This is a genomic window from Dactylosporangium sp. NPDC050688, assembly GCF_040654515.1.
Taxonomy (GTDB): Bacteria; Actinomycetota; Actinomycetes; order Mycobacteriales; family Micromonosporaceae; genus Dactylosporangium.
The window spans coordinates 128940-151610 of record NZ_JBFAIC010000010.1 but is presented as its reverse complement, the minus strand read 5'-3'; the positions used below and the strand labels follow the sequence as shown (position 1 = coordinate 151610).

Genomic DNA, 22671 nt, shown 5'->3' with positions numbered 1-22671 from the left:
GGTAAGTGCTGTGTCCTGCTGGTGAATACGAAGGTAGGCAACCGGCGGCGGGAACAAATCCCGGAAACGTGCCACCACGGCGAACCCGCCGGCCGCCGTACCATCGGACGGTGGCGCGGGTCGAGGTCGAGATGATGACGGGTGCGCAGAACTACGCGGTGCTGCGGCTGCCCGGCCGGCGCTTCCCCGGGGTGCTGGTGCAGGGTGACTCGTTGTCCATCCTCACCTCGGAGGTCCAAAAGGCCCTGACGCTGCTGCGGGCCGGGGACACAGCGAGCGCCGAGGAGGAGCTGGCGTACGTGGCGAACCATCTCGCCGGGCTCCTCGACGGCTACATCCGGGTCCTGGACGCCGCCGGCACGCCCCTGCCGTTCCACCGCCCCGGGTAAGCGAAAACCACCGGCCCGGGTGAGCGAAAAGCACCGGCCCGGGTGAGCGAAAACCACCGGCCCGGACGGACGGCGGTAGCCTGGGATCGTGACCGAGTCGGTGTGGGACTATCCGCGGCCGCCCAGGGTGGAGCGGACGGCGCGGCACATCGTGGTCCGGCACGCGGGGCAGGTCGTCGCCGACACGAGCCGCGCGCTGCGGGTGCTCGAGACGTCGCATCCGCCGGTGTACTACGTGCCGCCCGCCGACGTCGCGGGGCAGCCGCGGCGCTCGCACCGGCAGACGTTCTGCGAGTTCAAGGGCGTCGCCACGTACTGGGAGGTGGCCGGCGTCGCGGACGGGGCGTGGTCCTACGAGGACCCCGCGGCCGGCTACGAGGCGCTGCGCGGGCTGCTGGCGTTCTACCCGGGCAGGTTCGACGAGTGCACCGTCGACGGTGAGCGGGTCACCGCCCAGCCCGGCGACTTCTACGGCGGCTGGCTCACCAGCGACATCACCGGCCCCGTGAAGGGCGGTCCGGGCACCAGGGGCTGGTGAGGCTAAGCTCGCCGACCGTGACAGGTTTCCGGCTCGGCGTCGACTTCGGCACGTCCACGACGATCGCCATGCTGCGCCGGCCCGACGGGCGGGTCCAGCCGCTGCTGTTCGACGGCTCGCCGCTGCTGTCCTCCGCGGTCCTGCTCGGCCCCGACGGGCGCCTGCACACCGGCCGCGACGCCGCGCACCTGGCGCGCAGCGCCCCCGAGCGGCTGGAGCCCAACCCGAAGCGGCGCGTCGACGACACCAGCGTCCTGCTCGGCGACGCCGAGGTCGGCGTGCGGGACCTCGTCGCGTCCGTGCTGCAGCGGGTGGCGGTCGAGGCCGCCCGGGTCGCCGGCCCGGTCGGCGGCGTCACCCTGACCCACCCGGCCAACTGGGGCACCGGCCGGCGGGCCGTGCTCGTCGAGGCGGCCCGGCAGGCCGGCTTCACCGACGTGGACCTGGTCGCCGAGCCCGTCGCCGCGGCCACCTACCTGGCCGCGACGAGAGGCGCCGAGCTGCCCGTCGGTGCCTGTGTCGTGGTGTACGACCTGGGCGCCGGCACCTGCGACGTGACCCTGCTGCGGCGCTCCGCGCAGGGGTTCGAGCCGGTCGCCTCCGACGGGCTCAACGACGTCGGCGGCCTCGACGTCGACGCCACCGTGGTCGCGTTCCTCGAGGCGACGTACGGCACGCTGTGGACCAGCCCGGCGACCCGCCGGCAGCTGTGGGACGACGTGCGCTCCGCGAAGGAGATGCTGTCGCGCGCCAGCGGCACCGTCGTCATGATCCCGGCGCTGGGCAAGGAGGTGCCGCTGGGCCGGGAGCAGCTGGAGGGCCTCGCCCGGCCGGTGCTGCGCCAGACGGTGTCGATGACCCGGGCGATGCTCACCGAGGCGGCCGTGCCGCCGTCGGCGATCGCCGGGCTGTTCCTGGTCGGCGGCTCCAGCCGGATCCCGCTCGTGGCGACGATGCTGCATGAGGCGCTGGGGATCGCGCCGGTCGTCGCGGAGCAGCCGGAGCTCGTCGTGGCCGAGGGGTCGCTGTACGCGACCGGCACCCCGCTCGCCGCCGCTGCCCCGGTGCTGGGCCCGCCGACGTCCCCCATGATCGTCTCCGGCCCGCCCGCGCAGCAGCAGCAGCAGCCGTACGGGTACGCGCAGCCGGCCGCCGCGCCGCAGTCGCCGTACGGGCCGCCGGTACCGGGGTCGCCGGGCCCGTTCCCGCCCGGCCGGCCCGGGGCACCGTTCCCGGGGTCACCGGCGGGCGGGTACGACACCGGCGCGTACACCGCCGGGATGCCGGCCTCGGCGCTGCCCGACTCGACCGTCGCCGGCGGGCTGCGGGCCGCGCCGATGCCCGTGTCCGCGACGCCGTACGGCCCGGCCCCCGTCTCCACGGTACCGGCGCCGCAGCCCTCCGCACCGGGCGGATGGAACCCGCCGCCGCCGGCCGCGCCACGGCGCCGTGGTGCGGGGATCGCCGTGGCCGCCGTGCTGGCGCTCGTCGCGGTGGTCGTGCTCGGCGGCGGCGTCGGCGTGTACCTGCTGACGAAGGACAACGGCAAGACCGGCGGCCCGAACGGATCCGCCACCTCCGGCGCCGCCGGCCAGTCCGGCGGCCCGGGCCGGTTCCAGCTGACGAAGCTGCCCCAGAACATCTGCGGCACGCTCGACACGAGCTCGATCAACGGCTCCTACGAGGAGCTCGTCGGCGACCCGACGCCGTCGCGCAACCTCAACACGTTCTCCGGCAGTGCCACCTGCACGGTCAGCCGCATGCACAAGGCCGGCTCGACCGTCGCGACCGCCTCGGTGATGTCCATCGCCACCGTCTACGCGAGCCTGGCGTCCGGCACCGCCGTGGCCAAGCAGATGCTGGACTCCGCCAAGCTCAACGGCCCCGTCACCGAGCTGCAGGATGTCGGCGAGCAGGCGTTCATGTACGTCGACACGCAGCAGCCGGCGGCGCTGACCGCCACCTTCGTCGGCGTCGAGTCGAACCTGCTCCTCAACATCACCCTGGTCGTCAGCCCCGGCAGCACCGGCAAGCCATTCACCGACGCCCAGATCACGGACCTGCAGACCCGCCTCGGCGACATCGGCAAGGCGACCCTGCCCAAGCTCGTCGCCGCGCTCGGCTGATCACGCCGGCTGCCCGTGCCCCGGCGCGCGGGCGGTGACCCCGCCGGGATCGTTGCGGAAGCGCCACTCGAGCCGGTACCGCTCCTGCAGCGCGGTCCGGTCGGTCTGCCAGGTGAAGACGACCCGGTCGTCGCCGGGCACCTCGTGCGTGATCGGCGTGCGCAGCGGCACGTCACCGTGCCACAGCGAGCTGCGCACGCCCCACACCACCGGGTCTGCGGACACCGGCAGGTCCAGCGTCACCGCCAGCAGCCGGGTCGGCAGCCGGATCTCCCGCCGGCGCCTGGGACCCTCACCGTGAGCGAGTTCGGCTGCCAGTCCTACGCCCCGCTGCGGGTGGAGCGGCTGCGCGGCGTGCTCGACCGGGTCGAGACCCGCAAGCTGCCGCAGGCCGGGCGGCGCCACTGTCAGTCGTCGTAGCCGCAGATCTTCCAGGCCCGGCCCTCTTTGACCAGGGTGAGGTTCAGGTTGTTGGTGGTGGTGCGGCCGCTGCCGGACTTGATGGTGAACTCGGTGAAGACGGTGGCGGTCTTGCCGCTGACCGACTCGCCGGTCACGTGCCAGTCGAGGATCGTGGTGCTGTTCGACGACGAGCCCGACGAGGACTTGTTGTTGGCGAGGTCCTTCTTCAGCTTCGCCGCCTCGTCGGCGCACAGGTAGCGCTCGAGCTCGGCCGGGTCGGGGTTGTCCTGGGTGGCCTCGTCGAGATACGCCTCGACCACCTCGGTCGGCGTGTGCACGAAGACCTGCTGGAACGTGAAATACCCACCGACGACCAGCGCGATGACCAGCAGCACCGCGCCGCCGACGATGAGCGCCCACCTGCCGCCGCGCTGCTCGCCGCCGCCGGGTGCGGGCACCGGCAGCGCACCCGTCGGCGGGCCGTAGGCCGGCTGGGGCGGGTGGCCGCCGGGCTGGGCGTAGGGCTGCCCGGAGACCGGTGGCTGGTAGGGTCCCGCGGCCACCGCCGGCTGCTCATAGGGTTGCTGGTACGGCCCGTACGGCTGCTGATGCTGCGGCGGCGCGCCGGGCGGCTGGCCGAACGGCTGCTGCTGCGGATCTGGCTGGCCCCCGGGATATGTCACGGCGACATCGTATACACGGCGCTGACTGCTGTCGCGGCGGTGCCGCACACACCCCGCTGCCTGCCGCCGGTGCCAGCGGTGCCGGCGGTGCGGTGGGCAGCTCGACCGTCAGTCCACTGTGGACAGTGCGGTGCCGAGGTCGGCGATGATGTCGCCGGGCTCCTCGAGCCCGACCGACAGCCGCAGCATCGCCGGGTCGATCCCGGACGCGGCGAGCTCCTGCGGGCTCTGGTGCGCGAACACCAGCGACGCCGGATGCGTGATCAGCGTCTCCGGCCCGCCCAGGCTGACCGCGTTGCGGCACAGGCGGGTGGCGCGCAGCACCCGTACCGCGGCATCGACGTCGGCGACGGTGAAGGAGAGCATCCCGCCGAACCCGCGCATCTGCCGCACCGCCAGGTCGTGCTGCGGGTGGTCGGGCAGCCCCGGGTGGTGCACGGCGCGCACGGCCGGGTGCCCGGCCAGGAACTGCGCGACCGCGAGCCCCGACGCGTTGTGCCGGGCCATCCGCAGCGGGAACGTCTTGAGCCCCCGCGCCAGCAGCCACGCCTCGAACGGGTGGCACACCGGCCCCAGCACCCGCGCCGTCTCCCAGGCCTGCGCGACGAGGGCGGCGGAGCCGGTGACGACGCCGGCGGTGACGTCGCTGTGGCCGTTGAGATACTTCGTGGCCGACTGCACGACCAGGTCGACGCCGAAGTCCAGCGGCCGGGTGTTGTACGGCGTGGCGAAGGTGTTGTCGGCGATGATGACCGCGTCGGGCGCGGCGGCACGCACCGCGGCGAGGTCCGTGAGGGCCATGGCCGGGTTGCTGGGCGTCTCCACGTAGACGACCCGGGTCGAGGGGCGCACCGCGGCGGCGAGCTCCTCCTGCGGCACGAGCCGCACGTCGACGCCGAAGCCGGGCAGCATGGTGCGCAGCAGCGTCAGGGTCGCGGTGTAGTGGGTGGTCTGCGCGAGCACCTCGCCGCCGGCGGCCACGCCGGACGAGAGCACGGACAGCAGCGCGGCGCTGACGGCCGCCATGCCGCTGCCCACCAGCAGGGCGGCCTCGGCGCCGTCGAGGCCGGCCAGCATCGCCTCGGCCTCGCGGGCGTTGGGTGAGCCGTACCGGGTGTAGTAGGCGCCCGGCGCCACCGCGGCCGCGATCTGCGCGGCCTCGGCGGTGCGGGGCAGCTCGTAGGTGCTGGTCTGGTGGATCGGGGTGACCACTGGCGTGCCGCTGGGCTGCGGCGCAACGTCCGGGTGCAGGAGCCTGGTCATGCTCGGTGGCGCGTCATGCATGACCTCAGCCTTGCACGGGATGCACCCGCCACGGCCCGGTTCGCAGCCCGCCGCGCTGGGTGATGCCGTCCTTGATGCGGTTGCCGGTGTCGGCGGAGATGCCCGGTGCCAGGTAGGGGTGGATCTCCACGGCGTCGGCGGTGTACCCGTCGCCGGCACCGTCGTACTCGACGCGTAGCGCGACCGGGCCACGGTCGGTCTCCACCATCACGAACACGGTGCCGTCCGGGTCGCCCGACAGGCTGGTGCGCCGGCCCAGCATCATGCACGACGTGACCGTGCCGTAGGGCGTGCCCTGCACGGTCGCGCCCGGCGCGCCGCCGGAGAGCAGCGCACACGTGCCCGCCTGCCGCTCGGCGAGGGCGTCGGAGCGGGCCGGGAAGCCCGTCGCGACGAGATACCCGACGATCACGACCAGCACGCCGGCGATCCCGCCGAGCCACCACCAGAGACGTCTCATGACCACCTTGATACCGGAAGCCGCCCAGCGATGTAGTACCGGGGAGCTACGGCGAGACAGTCCCGCAGCGTGACGACGGTGCGGCCGGCCGCTCCCTACCGTCGATCCATGACCTTGCACGCACTCGTCCACCGGGTGGTGGACGCGACCCCGCCGACCCGTGACCGCGCCGTGGACGGGCTGCGCGCCCTCGCGATCGGCGGCGTGGTCCTCGGGCACTGGCTGGTGACCGCGCTGGTCACCGATGGCGGCACGGTGCGCGGCGCCAGCCCGCTGCGGTTCCTGCCGCAGCTGGCGCCGGTGTCGTGGCTGTTCCAGACCCTTGCGGTGTTCTTCCTGGTCGGCGGCTACACGGCTGGGCGGCCGCGGACGCTGCCGTACCGCCGCTGGCTGGCCGCGCGGCTGACCAGGCTGCTGCGGCCGGTGCCGCCGCTGCTGGGCGGGTGGGCGGTGGTGGTGGCGGTGCTGATCGCCACGGGCGCGACCGACCGAACCGTGCACACCCTGGTCAAGCTGGTCTTGTCGCCGCTGTGGTTCCTGCTGGTGTTCGCCGCGTTGACCGCCGCGACGCCGCTGGTGGCGCGGCTGCACTGGCAGTGGCCGCTGAGCGTGGTGGCCGCCGTCGACGTGCTGCGGTTCGGCCCGCTCGGGCCGCAGTGGATCGGCTGGGTCAACCTGGCCGCGGGCTGGCTGGTGCCGTTCTGTCTCGGCATCGCCTGGTCGCGCGGCGCCCTGGCCGGCACTCTGACCCCCCGCGGGTCCGCCGAGGGATCCGGCGGCGGTGCGTCCGGGGCAGGGATGTCCGGCGGCGGGTCGGATCCGGCGGCGGTGCGGCGGACCGGCTGGCGGCTGCTGCTCGGCGGCGCCGCCGCGACCGTGGTGCTGGTGCGCTGGTTCGGCTACCCGGCGTCGATGGTGGGCGTGCCCGGCGAGGGCGTGTCCAACCTCAACCCGCCGACCCTGACGGCGGTCACGTTCGGCCTGGCCCAGTGCGGGCTGGCGCTGCTGCTGCTCGGGCCGCTGCGGGCGCTGCTGCGCCGCCCGCGGGTGTGGGCCGGCGTCGCGCTGCTGAACCTGTCGGCGATGACCGTGTTCCTGTGGCACCAGACCGCGATGATCGCGGTCACGCTGCTGGTCGACGGTACCCGGCCCGGGTTGCACACCGTGCCCGACACGCCGGCCTGGATGGCGGCGAGGCTGGCCTGGCTGCCCGTGTTCGCGCTGGTGCTCGCGGCCTGCTGGGCGGCGTTCCACCGGTTCGAGCGGCCGCCGCGCAGGATGCGAATATTCGGATAAGGCGGACTTATCCGAATAAGGCTCGCTATGTTCCGTTCATGGCTTCAGCTTGGCTCAAGGCATCAACCGTGCTCACCGCGGCCGTCATCGGGCTCGCACCGGCAGCCACCGCCCGGGCGAATCCCGCCCCGCCGGCCGCGGCGCAGACGGTGCTCGTGCAGGCCGGCGACACCCTGTGGGGGCTCGCCCGCCGTAACGGCACCACGGTCGCCGAACTCCAGCGCCTCAACAACCTCGGCGCCTCGACCCTGATCAGAATCGGTCAGACACTGATCCTGTCGGAGTCCACGCGCGCCGCCCGGGTCGCCGTCGCCGTCGCCTACGCCAAGGCGCAGATCGGCAAGCCGTACCGCTTCGGCACGGCGGGACCGGAGACCTTCGACTGCTCGGGGCTGGTCATGCGGGCCTGGCAGGCGGCCGGCGTGCGGCTGCCGCGGGTCACGTACGACCAGATCAAGGTCGGACAGCGGGTGACCCGCGACCAGCTGGCGGCCGGCGACCTGGTCTTCACCAACAACGGCGGGCACGTGATGCTCTACGTCGGCGACGGCCAGGTCGTCAACGCCGGGCACACCGGCGTCACCGTGCGCCAGCAGCCGCTGCCGCGCACCGAGAAGGTGGTGGCGTTCGTCCGGCCGCCGGACTGATCCGCGCGCCTCAGCGCGCGGAGACCTCGTCCAGCTGCTGCAGCAGGTCGTGCGCGGCCAGCTCGACCGCCTTGTGCCGCCACTCCGAGGCCCGGTACACGCAGGCGATCAGCCCGCTGCGGTGCACCCGGCGCAGGTCGCCGCAGACGAACGCGTACCGCGCCTTCGTCTCGTCCTTCGCGCCCACGGTGAGCCCGAGGTGCCAGCGGGCGTACTCCTGCCAGGAGTGCCGCTCCAGGAAGGCGTTCTGCTCCTCGGCCTTCGGCTGCACCGCGCCCCAGTCACTGTCCAGCACGTACTGGCGCGCGTCGATCAGCCTGCGGATGTACGCCACCGCCGCCGGGTTCGCCTCGTATTCGGCCATACCTGGGCGGTACCCGCGCCGCGGCCCGCTCAAAACCCGGGCACGCAGGTGAGCCACCGGGCGATGGCCGTGACGTCGTCGCTGGTCAGCCCGCGGCCCGGGTCGACGGCGTGCAGCAGCGCCGGTCCGGGGTGGTGCGCGGCGACCCAGTCCCGGTCGGCGCCGCCGATCTCGTCGTCGACCCAGACGAACGGCCGCCCCGCCGCCCAGGCGAGCAGCCCGCGCGTCTTCCAGTGCACCGGCCCGGGCGGGTCGTCCCCGTCGGGCCAGTCGACGACCGGCAGCGCGGGCAGGTCGAGCAGCGGGCCGAGCACCTCGTTCGCCTCGGCGCCCCACGTGGTGGCCCAGACCAGGTCGCACGGCAGCGCCGCCAGCCAGGCACCGTGCCGCGGGTCGAGCCGGCCGAGCAGCGGGTTGCCCCGGGCCGCCCGACGGATGCGCGCCGACGCCGGCGCGCGGTGCTGCACCGCGCCGAACGGGATCAGCGGGCCGTCGACGTCGAGGAACAGCACGGGCCGCATCGAGCCAGAGTACCGGGGACGCTCCACAAGGGACGCCGGCTCAGCGGCGGATCGGGTGCAGGCGGATCATGCCGCGGCTGTCGCCGGTGCCGAGCCAGGCACCGGCGGGGCTGAAGGCGAGCGACTGGATCGGGGCGCCGGTCGGGCCGGTGGACGCGACCGGCCGGCGGCCCGCCGCGTCCAGTACCACGACCCGGCCGTCGGCGCCGGCGAGCATCGCGACGGTGGTGGAGGTGCCGAAGTCGATGCCGAGCCTCGACGCGCCGTTCGTCACCACCCGACGACCCTACGAAGTTCCGGCCGGTCAGCGGTACACACGGACGGGGTACCGCCGGGTGCGCCTCGACGTACCGAACGGTAGTCGTTACGCTCTGCGTCTTATCGCGTCCCAGCCGACGGCGAAGAGGCAGGTCAGGTTCATTGGACGAGCAGCTGCGCGCCCCTTCGGCGCCACCCGCGGCGCCGTACGTGCCGCCGGTGCAGGCGCCCCCGCCGGCCGGGGACCTGGTCCAGCCGTCCGGCCCCGGCACGCAGATGCTCGACCCGGTCCGCGCCGAGCGCGACCGTACCCAGGCCGGTCACCTTGCCCAGGCCGCCGCGCAGGCCGGCCAGGCCGCCCAGATCGCCGCGCAGGCGGCCCAGGTCGCGCAGGCCGCCGCGCAGGCCGCCGCCGTCCGGGTCGCCGGCGCCGCCGGGGTCGCGAGCCGGCACACCGTCGCCGGGGCGAAGCGAGCCGCCAGCAGCGTCGGGCGGTTCTTCATCGGCATCGGGTACTTCTGGCGCGGCTTCGCGATGTTCGTGCGGACCCCGGCGCTGTGGTTCTGGGTGCTGCTGCCGGTCGTGCTCACCGCCCTGTGCCTGCTGTCGGTGGAGAAGGGCGTGTCGGCGTTCATCAATCTCGCCGTCGACTGGCTGCTCGGGTTCGTCGCCAGCTGGCCCTCGGCGCTGCGCTGGGCGCTCGGCTGGGTCATGCGCTGGGCCGCCGAGGCCGCGTTCCACCTGCTGGTCACGGCGCTGACGGTGCCGGTGACGATGTTCTTCGGCGCGTTCTTCCTGCCGTTCATGACCCGCGGCGTGGTACGGCGCACCGACGGCCCCGACGTGGTGCCGCCGTCGTGGTGGCGGGCCACCGGGGTCTGCCTGCGCCAGACGGTCGTGGTGACGCTGGTGCTGCACCTGGGCTGGCTGATCTGCCTGCCGCTGCTGTTGCTGCCCGGCTTCAACCTCGCGGTCGCGTTCGGCGTCGGGCTGGTCTTCAACGGGTTCCTGATCGGCGTGCTGGTCCTCGCCGTGTCGATGCACCACCACGGGGTGCGCGGCGCGAAGCAGCAGCTGGGGTTCGCGTGGCGGCACCGGGCGTACGTCACCGGGTTCGGGATGATGAGCCTGGTCGCGCTGATCCTGCCGGTGCTGTCGCTGCGGTTCCTGGTGATCGTGCCGATCCCGGAGATCTTCGCCGCGCCGGGCGCGCTGCTGTACCTGGTGACCGCGCCGTCGGCGCTGGTCGGCGCGGTCATGCTGCACCGGCGCATGCTCGCGGCCGCGACGCCGGCCCCGGTGCCGCCCAAGGTGCCGCCCGCGCCGTGGGCGGATCCACGGCTGGGGTACGGTCGGGGCCATGTCGGCAGTGGTCACCTTCAACTCCCTCAAGGCAACGTCGGTCCCTGAGTTCACCCGCGATCCCGCCGCCGTGCTGGAGAAGCTCGGCACGCCGCTGGAGGTGTCCTTCGACTGGTCCGCCTACGTGATCCTGCCCGTGCTGGAGCTGCTCGGCGACCGCGGCATCACCCTGCACACGTCGCAGTACGACCGGCTGCTGGGAGAGGTGCCCGAGGACGACGACCGGTTCACGGTGCTGCTCACGCCGCAGCACCGTGAGTTCCTGCCGAGCCTGGACCCGGATGCGTTCGACGACGCCGAGTTCCGCGACCGGTTCGCCGAGGACCGCATCGAGCTCGACCCGGCCGAGGCCGGCGCCGCTGGCCGGGACGTGATCATCCTGCTGCACGACTGCGTCGCCGAGGTCGCCGACGACGAGGTCATCGTCGTGCGCATCGGCTGAGGCCGTTACGCGAGCTTCGGCAGGATCGCCTCGGCGGTGCGCCGCTCGACCTTGAGGTTGCCGGCGTCGTTGCCAGCCGAGGTGGCGTAGACGTCGACGACCTTGCCGGCGGCGTAGACGTAGAGGTGCCCGGCCAGGGAGTAGGCGGCCTCGCCGATCCCGTCGACCTGCTGCGCTTGCTTGTTCTGCACGTCGAACTGCTGGCGGGTCTCCACGGTGACCGCGACGTCGAGCTGGCCGCTGGTGAGCTGCCACTGGCAGTAGCGGGAGCCAGCGCTGTTGCCGCCCTCGTTGCTCATCAGCGTCACCTTCTGCCCGGTGAGGCCGGTGACCTCGGTCTTGGTCAGCAGGGTGCAGATGTCCGGCAACCCGGCCGGGGCCGCGCTCTTGGTGGGGGTCGGCGCGCCGCTCCTGGCGGCGGCCGCGCCGGTCGTGGCGGCGGCACCGGTGGTGGAGGCGGGCGTCGGGGTGTCCCCGGCGGCGCCGAGCACGCCGCAGCCGGCGAGGCCGAGCGCGGCGGTCAGCAGGGTCGTGGTCAGCAGGGCGGCGTGGGTGCGGTGGCGCGACATGGGGGCTCCTCCGGGCTGCGCGATCTGGTGATCCCACCTTGACCGGTCACCGGTCACCTCCCGCCCGCCGCCGCGCCACCTGGCACTTTTCCGGGACGTTCAGCCAGCTGGCATCGCCCGCACCGGCGAGTGGACGGTGAAGTCGAACCCGACGGAGTCCTCCGCACGGATGATGACCCCGGTGTCGTCGAAGTCCGCGGTGTACGTGCGGGTGCACGGCTCCGCCGTGTGGCAGACCCGCCACTCGAACGTCGCCGGGCCGCGCCACCCGCCGGTGGTGGCGATCGGGTGCACCTCCCCGTCGGCGGTGCGCATCGTCGCGGCGTGCCAGCGGCCGGGCTCGCAGGTGAACCGGTGCGCGCCGTGCTCGTCGTCCAGCTCCGCGACCCAGCCGTGCGGTGCGCGTACCACGGCGAAACCGGCGATCCGGGAGGGCTGGTCGATGGGCGGCCGGCCACCGCGCCGCGGCGGCGCGACGGGGTCACTGACGCGGAACCGGCGGCCGGGCAGGTCGGCGGCCGGCTCGGTGGCGGGCTCGGTGTCGCCGGTCAGGGTGGGCAGCACCAGCCCTTCCACCCGCGGCGGAGTCTGCGGCGCCGGCGCGGCGTCCAGCAGGTGCCGCCAGACGGCGTCGAGGACGGCCTGCATGTCCGGCGCGCCGGACGTGATCGCCACGACCGACTCCTGGGCCGGCATGACGATGACGAACTGGCCGAACGCGCCGTCGCCGCGGTACGCGCCGTGCCGGCAACGCCAGAACTGGTAGCCGTAGCCCTGCTGCCAGTCCGGCGAGACGTCCGGCCCGCCGGTCGGCACCTGGCGCGCGGTGGCCGCTGCGACCCACTCGGCCGGCACCAGCTGCTGGCCCTGCCAGCGCCCGCCGAGCCGGTACACCTCACCGAACCGGGCCAGGTCGGCGGTGCGCAGCCGCAGTCCCCAGCCGCCGAGGCTGACCCCACGCGGGCAGGTGTCCCAGGCCGCCGGGCCGAACCCGAGCGGCTCGAACAGCCGCGGCCGCAGGTAGTCCAGCAGCGTCCGGCCGGTGCGCCGCTGCACGATGGCGGACAGCGCATACGTGGCGCCGCTGTTGTACACGAACCGGGTGCCGGGCTCGTGCACGACCGGCACCCGCAGGAACCCGCGGACCCAGTCGCCGTCGGGGTCGAGGTCCATCAGCGGCGCCGTGTCGGTGTCGTGGCCGGTCGTCATCGTCAGCAGGTGCCGCACCCGCATGCCGCGCAGGTCGCCGCCGCCGGGCAGGTGGTCCGCGACGAGGTCGTCGACGCCCAGCAGCCCTTCGGCGACGGCCAGCCCGACCGCGGTGGAGGTGAAGCTCTTGCTCAGCGAGTACAGGGTCTGCGGGCGCTCCGGCTCGTACGGGCGCCACCACCCCTCGGCGACGGTCTCGCCGCGGCGCAGCCAGATGAAGCTGTGCACGCCGAGCTTCCCGACCTCGGCGACGAACCCCTCCACGGACGCATCCACGGGCCCACCCTACGACGACGCCGGCGCGACGGGTGACGGTGCGGCGGCGAGAACCCGTCGCAACCTGGCCGGCGGGGCGCTGTCGCGGCGCCGGTGGCGGGCCTAGCGTCGCGGCATGGTCATCTTGGCGCCCGTGCTCATGGGGCTGCTCTACGCGGCAGCCAACTCGTTCGTACCGAACGGCACCGCCGGTCGTTCAACGCGTTGATGGTGGCGGGGGCCGGCGCGGCGTACATCAGCGGCGGTACGTTCGGGCCGCTCGAGCTGGCGTTCACGACCGTGACGACCGTCGTGGCGTTCCGGGGGCTGTCGTCGTGGCGGTGGATCGGGGTCGCCTGGCTGCTGCACACCGCGTGGGACGTGGCGCACCACGTACGGGGTGAGCCGCTGCTGCCGTTCGCGCACGACTCGTCGTTCGGGTGCGCGATCTGCGACCCGGTCATCGCGCTGTGGTGCTTCGCCGGCGGGCCGTCCGTCGTGGACGTCGCCCGCCGGCTACAGCGGCGTCGCGTGCACCGTGATGCGGGTGAACGAGCCGACGTTGACGTGGTCGCCGTCGGCGAGCGGGACGGGCAGCTCGGGCTGGATGGGCTCGTCGGCCCCGTTGACGAAGGTGGCGTTCGCCGAGCGTAGGTCGACCACGGCCCAGCCGCCGCCGGGCTGCGCGACGAGCAGGGCGTGCAGGTGCGACACGGCGACGTCCTCGGGCGGGCCGGCCAGGTCGATGTCGGGGTAGCTGCCACGGGAGCGGCTGCGCCGGCCGATGAGGACCTGCTCGCCGGTGAGCGGGAAGCGGCGCACGGGGCAGAACCGGGGGAAGGCGATCGTCGGGTCGGGGCCGTTCCATGCCTCGACCCGGTCGAAGTGGGCGCGGTCGGCGGTGACCACGACGTGCCAGCCGGCCGGCGCGGTCTCCCCCGCCGCCTGGACCTCGGCCGGCGGCTCAGTCGCCGCGGCTTGCCCCGGCGCCGGGACCGCGTTCCGCGGCACCGCCGGTTCACCCGCCGGCGCGAGCTCAGCCGGCGGCGCCGGGACGCCCGCCGGCGGGGCGGCGACACCGTGCGGCGCTGGGACGCCCGCCGGCGGGGCGGCGACACCCTGCGGCGCCGGGACGGCGAGGGCGTCGAAGCCGTCGACCTCGCAGAAGCGGCCGGTCATCGGCGTGCCGCACTCCGGGCACACCGCCGGCCTCGCCGACGCTGCCGGTGCCGATGCCGGTGCGGCCGGGTCCGGCGCGTCCGGTGGCCGGGCGGCCGCCATGGCGGCACCGCAGACGTCGCAGTAGTCGGTGGTCTCCGACTCGTGGCCCTTCGGGCAGGCGGCCATGGCGGTCTCCTTCAGCTCGGTCGCATGCGGGTCGTCTTGCGGGACCCGAGCGCCGCGATCTCGGCGTCGATGTCGACGTCCTTGTTCTCGGACCGGCGCTTGAGCTGCACCGTGCCGGTGTGCGCGTCCTGGACCTCCACGACTCGGGCGAGCAGCTGCACGGTGTCGGACCGGCCGGACTCGGTCGCCAGCTGCACGGCGCGGCCCAGCCGGGCGGTCGCGGTGACCGTGTCGCCCGCCTCGCGGGCGGCGAGGCCCTCCTGGATCGCCGAGGCGAGCTCGGCGGCGCCCGTGTAGTGCGCGACCCGCCTGTTGAGCTTGCTCGACCTCGCGATCTCGTCGGTCCACACGGCCCGCACCAGCCCCTTGGCCAGGACCTCGTCGCTGCGCACGACGCTGACCCGGGCCGCGAGCTTCTCCTCGCCGATCGCGCCGACGGTGCCGGGGTCCAGCTGCACGGACACGTGGTAGTCGCGGCTCTCCGCGCCCCACGCGCCGGTCGGGTAGTCCCCGACCCGGGCGCTGACGTCGGTGCGCCGGCCGGTGAGGTCGAGGATCTCCGGGTGGACCTGCTTGACGAAGCGGACGCGGGCGCCGGCCGGGGTCCACAGGCGCAGCGCGATCCCGGCGACGGTCTTGCCCATCGCGGCCTCGATCATCGACCGGAAGTCGGCCTCGAGCCCGGCCGGGTCCTTCATGCCGTCGGCGGTGCCGAGCAGCGCCTCGGCGACCTTGATGAGCTCGGCGGCGCTCCAGTTCTGCCCGACGCCGCGGCTGTCGCAGACGAACAGGCCGGCGCACTGGTCCAGGGCCGCCTGGAAGGTGCGGGCGGACTCGCCGTTGCGCCCGTCGGTGAGCAGGATCGCGTGGCGGATCTCGGCCCGGTCGGCGAGGAACAGCTCCCGGGCCAGGGTGAGCCAGGCGCCGATCTGGGTGCCGCCGCCGGCCTTCAGGTGCCGGATCGCCTGTTTCGCGGCGCTGCGGGTCGCGTCGCCGGCGACCGCGAGGACCTGCTGCTCCGGGTACACCATCTGGGCCCAGTCGCTGCCGGCGACGACGGCGAACGCGACGCCGTCGCGCAGGGTGTCCACGGCGACGGCCGCGGCCTTGCGCGCCTGGACGATCCGTTCGCCGCTCATCGAACCCGAGCAGTCGACCATGATGACCTCGGCGGCAGGGGCACCGGCGCGCGCCGGCCCGGCCCCGCCCGCACCGACCCCGCCCGCACCACCGCCGGCCGTGACGGTGACGACGGCATCGACGAGGGTGGCGCCGTCGGGCAGGTACTCGTTCTGGAAGACCTCCGCTACGACACCGCTGGACGGCTCGGTCATGGCGCTCCTCTCGAAGGGTCGGACGCCGGCGGTCCGGGGTCGAACGCGACGGCGGCGACGGTGATGTTGTCGGCTCCGCCGGCGTCGCGGGCGAACGCCGTCAGCCGCCGCGCGAGCTGTGCCACCCCGCCGCCGCCGTCACTGCCGCCGTCACCGCCGACGGCGCCGGTCCACGCCGGGTACCGGGTGAGCCCGTCGCTGCTGAGCAGCAGCACGCCGGCGGTGGTGGGGCGCAGCGTGGTCAGGTGCGGGTCCCCGGCGGGCGCGTCGGCGCCGAGCCACCGGGTCAGCGCCGCCGCCTGCGCGGACAGCCGCAGCGCCCCGGCGTCGATCCCGGCGGCGGCGAGCTGCCCGGCGAGGGAGTCGTCGACGGTGAGGCAGTGCGCCCCGTCGCCGTCCAGCCAGTACGCCCGGCTGTCGCCGACCCAGCCGACGGTGATCTGCCCGTCCTCGACGACCGCGGCGAGGAACGTGCACGCCGGCGCGTCGAACGGGGCACCGGACCCGGCGAGCACCGCGACCGCGGCCGACGCCGCCCGGTACGCGGCCGCGACGTCGCCGCCGCCGGTGAGCACCTCGATCGCCGCGACGGCGGCGGTGGTCGCGGCGGTGTCGGAGTCCGGTGCGCTGGACACGCCGTCGCAGACGACGACGGCCCGCCGGCCGCCGGTGACCCCGATCGCGTACGCGTCCTCGTTGCGTCCCTTGCGCAGCCCCCGGTCGGTGACGGCGGTGACCCCGGGCAGGTCGTCCTCGGCGTGCTCGAGGCCGGCGTCGCGGCGCAGGCCGCAGCCGTCGCAGTACCCGTCGGCGCCGGCGGGGCCGCCGCACGCGGCGCACGGGCCGTCCGCCGCCCGCGACGAGCGCCAGACGGCCGCGCCGGCCGGCTCCCCGGCGCCCGCGGGCGGCCGTGGCGGGAAGGACGGGCCGGTCGGGGCGGACAGGTCGGTGCCGCAGGACTCGCAGAAGCGGTCGCCGTCCACGGTGGACACCGCGCACGCCGGGCAGGCGACCGTCACAGCCAGGTCCTCGGACGGACCCGGTTGGCCTGGTCGACCAGCTCGATGCGGGTGTCCCGGTCCGGGGCGACCTTCGCCAGCACCCGGTAGGCCCGTTCGAGGCCCAGGCGCAGGTCCCGCTCCGACAGCCGGTGGGTGAGCACGGTCGCGGTGCCGGCGTTGCCCGCCTGGACCCAGGCCAGCGCGGTCCGCAGGGTCTCCACGGTGAGCAGGGCGCGGCGCTCGACGTCCAGGCCGAGGCGTTCGACCCGGCCGGAGACATCGAGCAGGTCGGGCTCGGCGAGGCGGTCCGCCGGCGCGGCCAGTCGGGCCCGGACCGCGGCGACCTGCGCCGCGACGCTGTGGCTGGAGCTGTCGGGGACCGCGTCGAGCACGGCGACGGCGCCGGGCAGCTCGTCGCGTCCGGCGAGGATGCGGGCGACGCCGAACGCGGCGCTGACGAACGACCGGTCGGTGCGCCACACCGCCGTGTAGCGCCGCAGCGCCGTGTCGGTGTCGCCGGCCGCCTCGTCCGCGGCGGCGAGTGCGAGCTGCGGGGCGAGCTCACCGGGCAGCGCGCCGTAGACGGCGTCGAAGGCGGCCCTGGCCTCACCGGGCCGGGCGGCGGCGGCGGCGAGGGCGATCATGCCGCGGTACCAGTCGACGCGCCAGTCCGGGTCGCGCACGTCGGCCAGGTCGGCGGCGGCGCCGTCGAGGTCACCGGCGGCGATGCGGGCGCGGACGACGGCGAGGGCGACCTCGACACCGTCGGCGCCGGCGGAGGACAGCGCCGCCGACAGCGTGGCCGGGTCGACGGTCTGCATGGTGGCCAGCAGCGCCGCGCCCGGGTCCGCGGGGTCGACGGTCGGCACGGGCAGCGCCGCGACGACCTCCGCCTCCGCGGGCCGCGCCGCACCCGCACCGGCCGCCGCACCGGCGGTGATGACGCCGGCCGCGGTGCCGAACGCCCGGCGCTCGCCGGTGAACTGGGTCGACACGCTCGGGCGGGGCAGCCCGTCGGCGGCGCTGAGCACCTGCCGCAGCACCCCGGTGAGCTGCTCGGCCATCTCCGCCGCCGAGGCGAACCGGCGGGCCGGGTCGGGGGCGGTGGCGCGCAGCAGCAGCCGGTGGTAGGACTCCTCGCGGGCCAGCAGCGGCACCGTCGCCGGGTCCGGCAGGCGGTCCACGAACGTGGTCGTGAAGCCGCGGAAGTCGAAGCTGAGCACCGCCATCGACCGGGCCACGGTGTACAGGTCGGAGGCGACCGACGGCCCGGCCGTGGCGACCTCGGGCGCCTGGTAGCCGACCGTGCCCCACACGGCGCTGGCGTCGTCGTCGGCGCGCCGCACGGCGCCGAGGTCGACGAGCTTGACCCGCTGGTCGGTGTGCAGCGCGTTGTCGGGCTTGAAGTCGCAGTACAGCAGCTCCCGCTCGTGCAGGTGGCCCAGCGCCGGCAGGATCTCCAGGGCGTAGGCGATGACCTGCGGCAGCGGCAGCGGCTGGCGGACCCCGCCGCTGACCGGGCGGGCCAGGAAGATGTCGCGCAGCGACTGGCCGCCGACGTACTCCATGACGATGTAGCCGACCCGGTCGCCGCTGCGCGGGTCGGGATGCGACACGAAGTCGTAGATCTTCACGATCGACGGGTGATCGACCTCGACGAGGAAGCGCCGCTCGGCGATCGCGGCGGCGGTGGCGTCCGGGTCGCCGGAGTCGATGAGGCCCTTGAGCACGACCCAGCGGTCGCTGACCTCGTCGCCGACGTTGCGGTCCCGGGCCAGGTAGATCCAGCCGAGGCCGCCGTAGGCGATGGCGCCGAGGACCTCGTACCGGCCGGCGACCACGGCACCCGGCGGCAGCGACGGACGGAAGCTGTACCGGGTGCGGCAGTTCGGGCAGAACCCCTCCACGAGCGCGGGCCGGTCGTCGCGGGAGCGGCCGACGGGCTGCTCGCAGCTGCCGCAGAACCGGCGGTGCTCGGGCACCTGCGGGTCGGGCAGGACCGCGCCGGCCGGATCGCGGCGCGGCATCGCGGGCAGCGCGACCAGCGGCGCGGCGCCCCGCCCGCGCCCGGCCGTGCGGCCCGACGTGCGCCCGGAGGCACCGCCCGAGGGGGTCGTGCCCTCCGTGACCGGCGCCGCGGCACCGGCCTGCTTGTGGCCGCACTCGTCGCAGTACCCGTCCTCGTCGTAGGAGCCCGGGCAGCCAGGCTGCGCGCACTGACTCATGTCGGTGTCCCTTCGGCGGCGCCGGACAGCGCCTGCTGGTAGGCGAAGACGGCCCTGGTCGCCGCCCGCAGGTCGCACGGCGCCGCCCACAGCAGCTCGCGGGCGGCACTGTACCGCTCGAGCAGGGCCGGGTCCTCGACGCGGTCGAGCCGGACCGCCTTGGCTCGGTACGCCTCGAGCCGGCCGCGCAGCTCTTCGCGCCGGTCGAGCAGGCCGCCGGCGGCGTTGGCCCGGTCCTCGGCGGCGGTGACGGCGGCGGACAGGTCGCGGTCGAGGGTGGTGAGGCGCCGGTCCAGCGCCGGCCAGGCGTCCAGATCGAGGGCGTCGGTGGCGCGCACCGCGTCGGCGACCGCGGCCTGCCACCGGGGGTGGGCGGCGACCGGGTCGGGCAGGCCCGGGTCGGCGATCTTCGCCACGGCGGCCGCGTGCGCCTCGCGGGCCCGCTGCTCCGCGGCGGTCAGGGCGTTGAGGAGCAGGTCGAAGCGGGCCAGGCGGCCCGGCAGCGCGACCCGCAGCGCCGCCAGCTCCGACAGCCGCCGCACGGTGCGGGCCAGGTCCTCACGCAGTGCCGCCCAGGCCGCCTCGTCGACGCTGAGCGGGTCGCGCACGGCATCGGCGTACACCTGCTGCAGCCGCGACCGCAGCGGGCCGGTGGTCGCGGCGTGGTCGGCGCCGAGGCGGTGGTGCGCGGCGACGGCCGCCTCAAGGGCGGTGTCCAGCTCGATGAGCCGCTCGGTGAGCGCCGCCCGGGCCGCGCCGATCCGGTCGAGGGCCCTGGCCGCCTCGGCGCACTGCCGCTCCAGGTCGGCCACGAACGCGGCGGGCGGCAGGTCCGGCAGGCCGTCGAGCGGGTCGGCGGGCACGGGCGCGGCGAGGATGCGGGCGGCGTCGGCGGCGCGGGACCGCCCGGACAGTGCCCGCAGCCGCTGCAGCACGTCGCCGGCCGCGGCGAACCCCGACCACAGCCGCCCGACGTCGACCCCGGACCACAGCCGCGCCGTCGCGCCGCGCACCTGCACGCCGCGCAGCAACGCGTGCGCCGGGTGGGTGTCCACGGTGTACAGCGCCGCCGCCAGCCGGTCGTGCGCGGCCGCCAGCTGCGTGACCGCCAGGTCGGTGCCGGTCCTCATGCCGGGGTCAGTCCCGGTACTTCGCCGGCGGGGCGGCCGGCACCGGCCCGTACGCGGCGAACCAGCGGCTGTAGATGGCCGTCCAGGTGCCGTCGGCACGGATGCGCTCCAGCACGCCGTTGACGAACCGGACCAGCTCCGGGGTGTCCAGCGGCATCGCGACCCCGGACGGCTCGTCGCTGATCCGGGCGCCGACGACCTCGGTGCCCGGGTCCTGCGCGGCCAGGCCCAGCAGCAGCACGTCGATCGTGGACACCGCGTCGACCTGCCCCTGCTGCAGCATGACGAGGCAGTCGAGGGTGCTGTCGGTGGCGACCGGGACCGGCTTCGACGGCTGGTTCATGATCGTGACGATGCTGGTGCTGCCCCGGGTCGCGCACACCTTGCGCCCGGCGAGGTCGGGGAAGTCCTTGATCCCCGAGCCGCGGTTGACCAGCAGGCGCTGCCCCGAGGTCAGGTACTCGGTGGAGAACGCGACCTGCTGCATCCGCTCGCACGTGGCGGTCATGGTGCGGATCACCATGTCGACCTCGCGCCGCTGCAGCACCGGGATCCGGTCGGCGGTGGTGATCGCCCGCCACTGGATCGCGTCGGGGTTGCCCAGCAGGGCCCTGGCGATCTCCCGGGCCAGGTCGATCTCGAAGCCGACGACCTGCCCGGTGACCGGGTCGCGGTAGCTGGTCAGGTACGCATTCTGGTCGATGCCGACGATCAGCCGCCCCCGCTCGGCGATCCTCGCCATGGCGGTGCCGGCCGGCATCCTGCCGGGGGCGGGCAGCGACGCCGGCGGCCGCAGGCTGGCCCGCGGGTCGCAGGCCGGCGGTGGCGTGGCCGGCGGGCTCGGCGCCTGCGCGGGGTCCTGCACGTTGAGCGGCCGGGGCACGGCGGCCGCGGCCGAGCTGTCCACCGCCGGGGTCGCCGGCCGCGCACCGCAGCCGGACAGCACGAGCAGCGCCAGCACCACCACGACGGGCTTCTTCATCGGTACTCCGCGATCCGCTGGTTCAGGCCGTACGCGGCGGCCGCCGCGACGGCGAGGGCGAGCAGCGCGACGGCGACGTCGGCGCCGCCGAGCGCGTCACCGGCGCTGCCCGCCTCCCGGTCGAAGCGCCGCCCGCCGACGGCGATGCCCTCGGCGAGGGCCGCGTCGAGCCGGCCGGCGGCGCTCGCCGCGCTGGCGGCGCCGTCGGTGGCGAGCCGCACGGCCTCCGCGTGCTGGCTGCCGTCGTCGAGGTCCCGGACCTTCCGGTGGATCGCCAGCCAGTCCGCCGCGTGCCGCTGCGCGTCCTGCACCGCCGCCCGGGCGGCGCCGTCGGGGGCCTCCTGGTGCGCCCGCTGCAGCAGGCCGCCCTTGCCGTCCTTGCCGGCGAGCCGCTCCATCATGACGGTGAAGTCCTGCTCGAACGCCTTGCCGTCGCCGCGGGCGATCAGCGTCAGCCCTTCGTCGGCGCGGGCCTGCAGCGCGGTGATCCGGGCCTCGGCGAGCAGCGCCACCTGCTCGGACCCGCCGTCGCGGCCGGCGCCGACGTGCCCCGCGGCGCCGCCGGACGCCACCGCCAGCCAGCCGGACGCGATCAGGGCCGCCAGGGTGGCCAGGACCAGGCCGCGGTTGAGCCGCCGGTTCGTCAGCCGGGTCACGTACCACTGGGTCAGCAGCAACGCGCCGAGCAGCAGCAGGCCGAGCAGGGTCACCGTCCACGGCCACCGGGCCACGGCCCGCTGCGCGCCGGCCAGCCGGGCCGTCTCGGCCTCGAACAGCTGCTGCGCCGCCGGCAGGATGATCTGGCGCATCAGCGCCGACGCCTCACGCAGGTAGGCGCCGCCGAGCGGGACGCCCTGCCGGTTGTAGGTGCGGGCCGACTCCACCAGGCCGGTGTAGACGGGGATCTGCCGCACCAGCACGCCGAGTGCCGCCGCGCTGCGCCCCTCCGCGCCGCGCAACGCGACGGTCAGTGCCGAGGAGGCCCGCGCGATGTCGTCCAGGTAGCGCTTGCGCAGCTGCGCGGGCTCGACGCCGTTGGCGAGGAACGCGCTGGCGGCGGTCGCGTCGGCGTCGGACAGCGACTGGTAGATGTCCTGGGCCTGCAGACTGAGCGGGCCGCTGCGGTCGGTCACGTCGCGGACCAGCCCGACACCGGCCCGCACGGTGAGGACCCCGGCCAGGCCGAAGGCGAGGCCGAGCACGACCACGACGGCCGTCAGCGTGGTGAGCCGCCCCGGGCTCGTCGCGGCCCGGCGGATGAGTCGACGCCACGCGATTGCCAAGATCATCTCCCCGTCTCGATGACATTCCCGAACATATCCGGCTGCGTCAACCTTCTGACAGGCATGCGGGGTGAACTCCCGGCTTCGTGCCAAACCCCCGGGCGCGGCTGAACCGGCGGGCCGGATCCTGCGCTCTGTATCCCATGTCCCTTCGTAGCCTCCTCACGGTCGTGGCCGCGGCGGCTGCCGTCGCGGTGACCGGCTGCACGCCCGCGCCGCCGCCGGCACCCTCCTCGACGGCCCCCGCCACCACCGGCGAGCCGGCCGAGGCCGCCGCCGGCGAGCCGCCGGCCGACCCGGCCGCCGCCGAGGCCGCCGACCCCGCCGCCGCACCGGCCCGCAGGGCCCTGGACGTGTACTTCACCTCCAGCACCCCCTACGTGGACCCCGGCAACCCGGGCAACACCGCCCGGTCGTACACCCTGCGGGCCGCCGCCGACCTCTACGGCAGCTGCGGCGCCGAGTACCCGGTGCAGCGGGCGTGGACGGCGGTGAACGTGGCCGGCTCCGACGCCGCCTGCGCATAAGATCGGGGTCTGCGGACACGAGCTTTGGAGGTAGACG

25 protein-coding genes and 1 pseudogene are annotated in these 22671 nt (G+C 75.1%); 10 read left to right on the top strand and 16 right to left on the bottom strand.

What is annotated here, in order from left to right; genetic code table 11:
• Nucleotides 1–110: 110 nt before the first annotated feature.
• The 3 genes from AB0H83_RS12865 to AB0H83_RS12855 all read left to right on the top strand — a co-directional run bounded on the left by AB0H83_RS12865 (nucleotide 111) and on the right by AB0H83_RS12855 (nucleotide 3053).
• Complete coding sequence (locus AB0H83_RS12865; protein WP_360091523.1) at nucleotides 111–389, top strand: hypothetical protein; 279 nt, start codon at nucleotides 111–113, stop codon at nucleotides 387–389.
• A gap of 88 nt (nucleotides 390–477) precedes the next feature.
• On the top strand, nucleotides 478–927 hold the full coding sequence (locus tag AB0H83_RS12860) for a DUF427 domain-containing protein (protein ID WP_360091520.1): 450 nt from the start codon (nucleotides 478–480) through the stop codon (nucleotides 925–927).
• A 17-nt stretch (nucleotides 928–944) separates the two neighbouring features.
• Nucleotides 945–3053 (top strand): Hsp70 family protein, encoded by a 2109-nt coding sequence (locus AB0H83_RS12855; protein WP_360091517.1) that lies wholly within the window; start codon nucleotides 945–947, stop codon nucleotides 3051–3053.
• On the opposite strand, the gene AB0H83_RS12850 is transcribed toward AB0H83_RS12855, so the two are convergent.
• Complete coding sequence (locus AB0H83_RS12850) at nucleotides 3054–3296, bottom strand: hypothetical protein (RefSeq protein ID WP_360091514.1); 243 nt, start codon at nucleotides 3294–3296, stop codon at nucleotides 3054–3056.
• 54 nt (nucleotides 3297–3350) lie between these two features.
• Between AB0H83_RS12850 and AB0H83_RS12845 the strand changes: the two genes are divergently transcribed.
• Nucleotides 3351–3473, top strand: a complete 123-nt coding sequence (locus AB0H83_RS12845) for a hypothetical protein (protein WP_360091511.1) — start codon at nucleotides 3351–3353, stop codon at nucleotides 3471–3473.
• Here the strand turns inward: AB0H83_RS12845 and AB0H83_RS12840 are convergent.
• The 3 genes from AB0H83_RS12840 to AB0H83_RS12830 all read right to left on the bottom strand — a co-directional run bounded on the left by AB0H83_RS12840 (nucleotide 3461) and on the right by AB0H83_RS12830 (nucleotide 5882).
• Entirely contained in the window at nucleotides 3461–4138 is a 678-nt protein-coding gene (locus tag AB0H83_RS12840; RefSeq protein WP_360091508.1) for a hypothetical protein, read from the bottom strand. The genes AB0H83_RS12845 and AB0H83_RS12840 overlap by 13 nt on opposite strands.
• Nucleotides 4139–4246: 108 nt before the next feature.
• Complete coding sequence (locus tag AB0H83_RS12835) at nucleotides 4247–5422, bottom strand: PLP-dependent aspartate aminotransferase family protein (protein WP_360091505.1); 1176 nt, start codon at nucleotides 5420–5422, stop codon at nucleotides 4247–4249.
• A 4-nt stretch (nucleotides 5423–5426) separates the two neighbouring features.
• Nucleotides 5427–5882: a hypothetical protein gene (locus AB0H83_RS12830; RefSeq protein ID WP_360091502.1), complete on the bottom strand. Its 456-nt coding sequence runs from the start codon at nucleotides 5880–5882 to the stop codon at nucleotides 5427–5429.
• Nucleotides 5883–5990: 108 nt separating this feature from the next.
• Between AB0H83_RS12830 and AB0H83_RS12825 the strand changes: the two genes are divergently transcribed.
• Together AB0H83_RS12825 and AB0H83_RS12820 are read left to right on the top strand one after the other, a co-directional pair.
• Complete coding sequence (locus tag AB0H83_RS12825; protein WP_360091500.1) at nucleotides 5991–7178, top strand: acyltransferase; 1188 nt, start codon at nucleotides 5991–5993, stop codon at nucleotides 7176–7178.
• Between the two features lie 38 nt (nucleotides 7179–7216).
• Nucleotides 7217–7825 carry a LysM peptidoglycan-binding domain-containing C40 family peptidase gene (locus AB0H83_RS12820; RefSeq protein ID WP_360091497.1) on the top strand — a complete coding sequence of 203 codons (609 nt, stop codon included), beginning with the start codon at nucleotides 7217–7219 and terminating at the stop codon, nucleotides 7823–7825.
• A gap of 10 nt (nucleotides 7826–7835) precedes the next feature.
• Here the strand turns inward: AB0H83_RS12820 and AB0H83_RS12815 are convergent, their stop codons facing one another.
• From AB0H83_RS12815 to AB0H83_RS12805, 3 genes are read right to left on the bottom strand one after another with little or no spacing between them, the layout of a single operon-like run.
• Nucleotides 7836–8189, bottom strand: coding sequence for a hypothetical protein (locus AB0H83_RS12815; RefSeq protein WP_360091494.1), 354 nt, complete (start codon nucleotides 8187–8189; stop codon nucleotides 7836–7838).
• 29 nt (nucleotides 8190–8218) lie between these two features.
• Nucleotides 8219–8710 (bottom strand): HAD domain-containing protein, encoded by a 492-nt coding sequence (locus AB0H83_RS12810; protein ID WP_360091491.1) that lies wholly within the window; start codon nucleotides 8708–8710, stop codon nucleotides 8219–8221.
• Nucleotides 8711–8750: 40 nt separating this feature from the next.
• Nucleotides 8751–8987 (bottom strand): hypothetical protein, encoded by a 237-nt coding sequence (locus AB0H83_RS12805; RefSeq protein ID WP_360091488.1) that lies wholly within the window; start codon nucleotides 8985–8987, stop codon nucleotides 8751–8753.
• 143 nt (nucleotides 8988–9130) lie between these two features.
• Between AB0H83_RS12805 and AB0H83_RS12800 the strand changes: the two genes are divergently transcribed.
• Both AB0H83_RS12800 and AB0H83_RS12795 read left to right on the top strand, forming a co-directional pair.
• On the top strand, nucleotides 9131–10378 hold the full coding sequence (locus AB0H83_RS12800) for an EI24 domain-containing protein (protein ID WP_360091485.1): 1248 nt from the start codon (nucleotides 9131–9133) through the stop codon (nucleotides 10376–10378).
• Nucleotides 10329–10772 carry a hypothetical protein gene (locus tag AB0H83_RS12795; protein WP_360091482.1) on the top strand — a complete coding sequence of 148 codons (444 nt, stop codon included), beginning with the start codon at nucleotides 10329–10331 and terminating at the stop codon, nucleotides 10770–10772. Before AB0H83_RS12800 ends, AB0H83_RS12795 begins: the two co-directional genes overlap by 50 nt.
• Before the next feature lie 5 nt (nucleotides 10773–10777).
• Here AB0H83_RS12795 and AB0H83_RS12790 read toward each other — a convergent pair whose 3' ends face one another.
• Both AB0H83_RS12790 and AB0H83_RS12785 read right to left on the bottom strand, forming a co-directional pair.
• Nucleotides 10778–11341: a DUF3558 family protein gene (locus tag AB0H83_RS12790; RefSeq protein ID WP_360091479.1), complete on the bottom strand. Its 564-nt coding sequence runs from the start codon at nucleotides 11339–11341 to the stop codon at nucleotides 10778–10780.
• A 99-nt stretch (nucleotides 11342–11440) separates the two neighbouring features.
• Nucleotides 11441–12826 carry a serine hydrolase gene (locus tag AB0H83_RS12785; RefSeq protein ID WP_360091476.1) on the bottom strand — a complete coding sequence of 462 codons (1386 nt, stop codon included), beginning with the start codon at nucleotides 12824–12826 and terminating at the stop codon, nucleotides 11441–11443.
• A gap of 207 nt (nucleotides 12827–13033) precedes the next feature.
• On the opposite strand from AB0H83_RS12785, the pseudogene AB0H83_RS12780 reads away from it, so the two are divergent.
• A pseudogene (locus tag AB0H83_RS12780) lies at nucleotides 13034–13240 on the top strand (DUF6010 family protein); the annotation flags it as partial.
• A gap of 81 nt (nucleotides 13241–13321) precedes the next feature.
• Here the strand turns inward: AB0H83_RS12780 and AB0H83_RS12775 are convergent.
• Genes AB0H83_RS12775 through AB0H83_RS12745 form a run of 7 tightly spaced genes read right to left on the bottom strand, consistent with a single transcriptional unit; the run spans nucleotide 13322 to nucleotide 22107 of the window.
• The gene (locus AB0H83_RS12775) at nucleotides 13322–14152 is read right to left on the bottom strand and encodes an FHA domain-containing protein (RefSeq protein ID WP_360091473.1); all 831 of its coding nucleotides are present in this window, start codon (nucleotides 14150–14152) and stop codon (nucleotides 13322–13324) included.
• A gap of 11 nt (nucleotides 14153–14163) precedes the next feature.
• Nucleotides 14164–15486 (bottom strand): VWA domain-containing protein, encoded by a 1323-nt coding sequence (locus tag AB0H83_RS12770; protein ID WP_360091470.1) that lies wholly within the window; start codon nucleotides 15484–15486, stop codon nucleotides 14164–14166.
• Nucleotides 15483–16505, bottom strand: coding sequence for a protein phosphatase 2C domain-containing protein (locus AB0H83_RS12765; RefSeq protein ID WP_360091467.1), 1023 nt, complete (start codon nucleotides 16503–16505; stop codon nucleotides 15483–15485). The genes AB0H83_RS12770 and AB0H83_RS12765 overlap by 4 nt, the downstream gene beginning before the upstream one ends.
• The gene (locus AB0H83_RS12760; protein WP_360091464.1) at nucleotides 16502–18712 is read right to left on the bottom strand and encodes a tetratricopeptide repeat protein; all 2211 of its coding nucleotides are present in this window, start codon (nucleotides 18710–18712) and stop codon (nucleotides 16502–16504) included. The genes AB0H83_RS12765 and AB0H83_RS12760 overlap by 4 nt, the downstream gene beginning before the upstream one ends.
• Complete coding sequence (locus AB0H83_RS12755; protein WP_360091461.1) at nucleotides 18709–19842, bottom strand: hypothetical protein; 1134 nt, start codon at nucleotides 19840–19842, stop codon at nucleotides 18709–18711. Before AB0H83_RS12755 ends, AB0H83_RS12760 begins: the two co-directional genes overlap by 4 nt.
• 7 nt (nucleotides 19843–19849) lie before the next feature.
• On the bottom strand, nucleotides 19850–20824 hold the full coding sequence (locus AB0H83_RS12750; RefSeq protein WP_360091458.1) for a glutamate ABC transporter substrate-binding protein: 975 nt from the start codon (nucleotides 20822–20824) through the stop codon (nucleotides 19850–19852).
• Nucleotides 20821–22107, bottom strand: a complete 1287-nt coding sequence (locus AB0H83_RS12745; RefSeq protein ID WP_360091455.1) for a hypothetical protein — start codon at nucleotides 22105–22107, stop codon at nucleotides 20821–20823. The genes AB0H83_RS12750 and AB0H83_RS12745 overlap by 4 nt, the downstream gene beginning before the upstream one ends.
• Nucleotides 22108–22250: 143 nt before the next feature.
• Here AB0H83_RS12745 and AB0H83_RS12740 point away from each other — a divergent pair, with 143 nt between their 5' ends.
• A complete protein-coding gene (locus AB0H83_RS12740) occupies nucleotides 22251–22634 on the top strand; it encodes a hypothetical protein (RefSeq protein ID WP_360091452.1) in 384 nt (127 codons plus the stop codon).
• Nucleotides 22635–22671 lie beyond the last annotated feature (37 nt).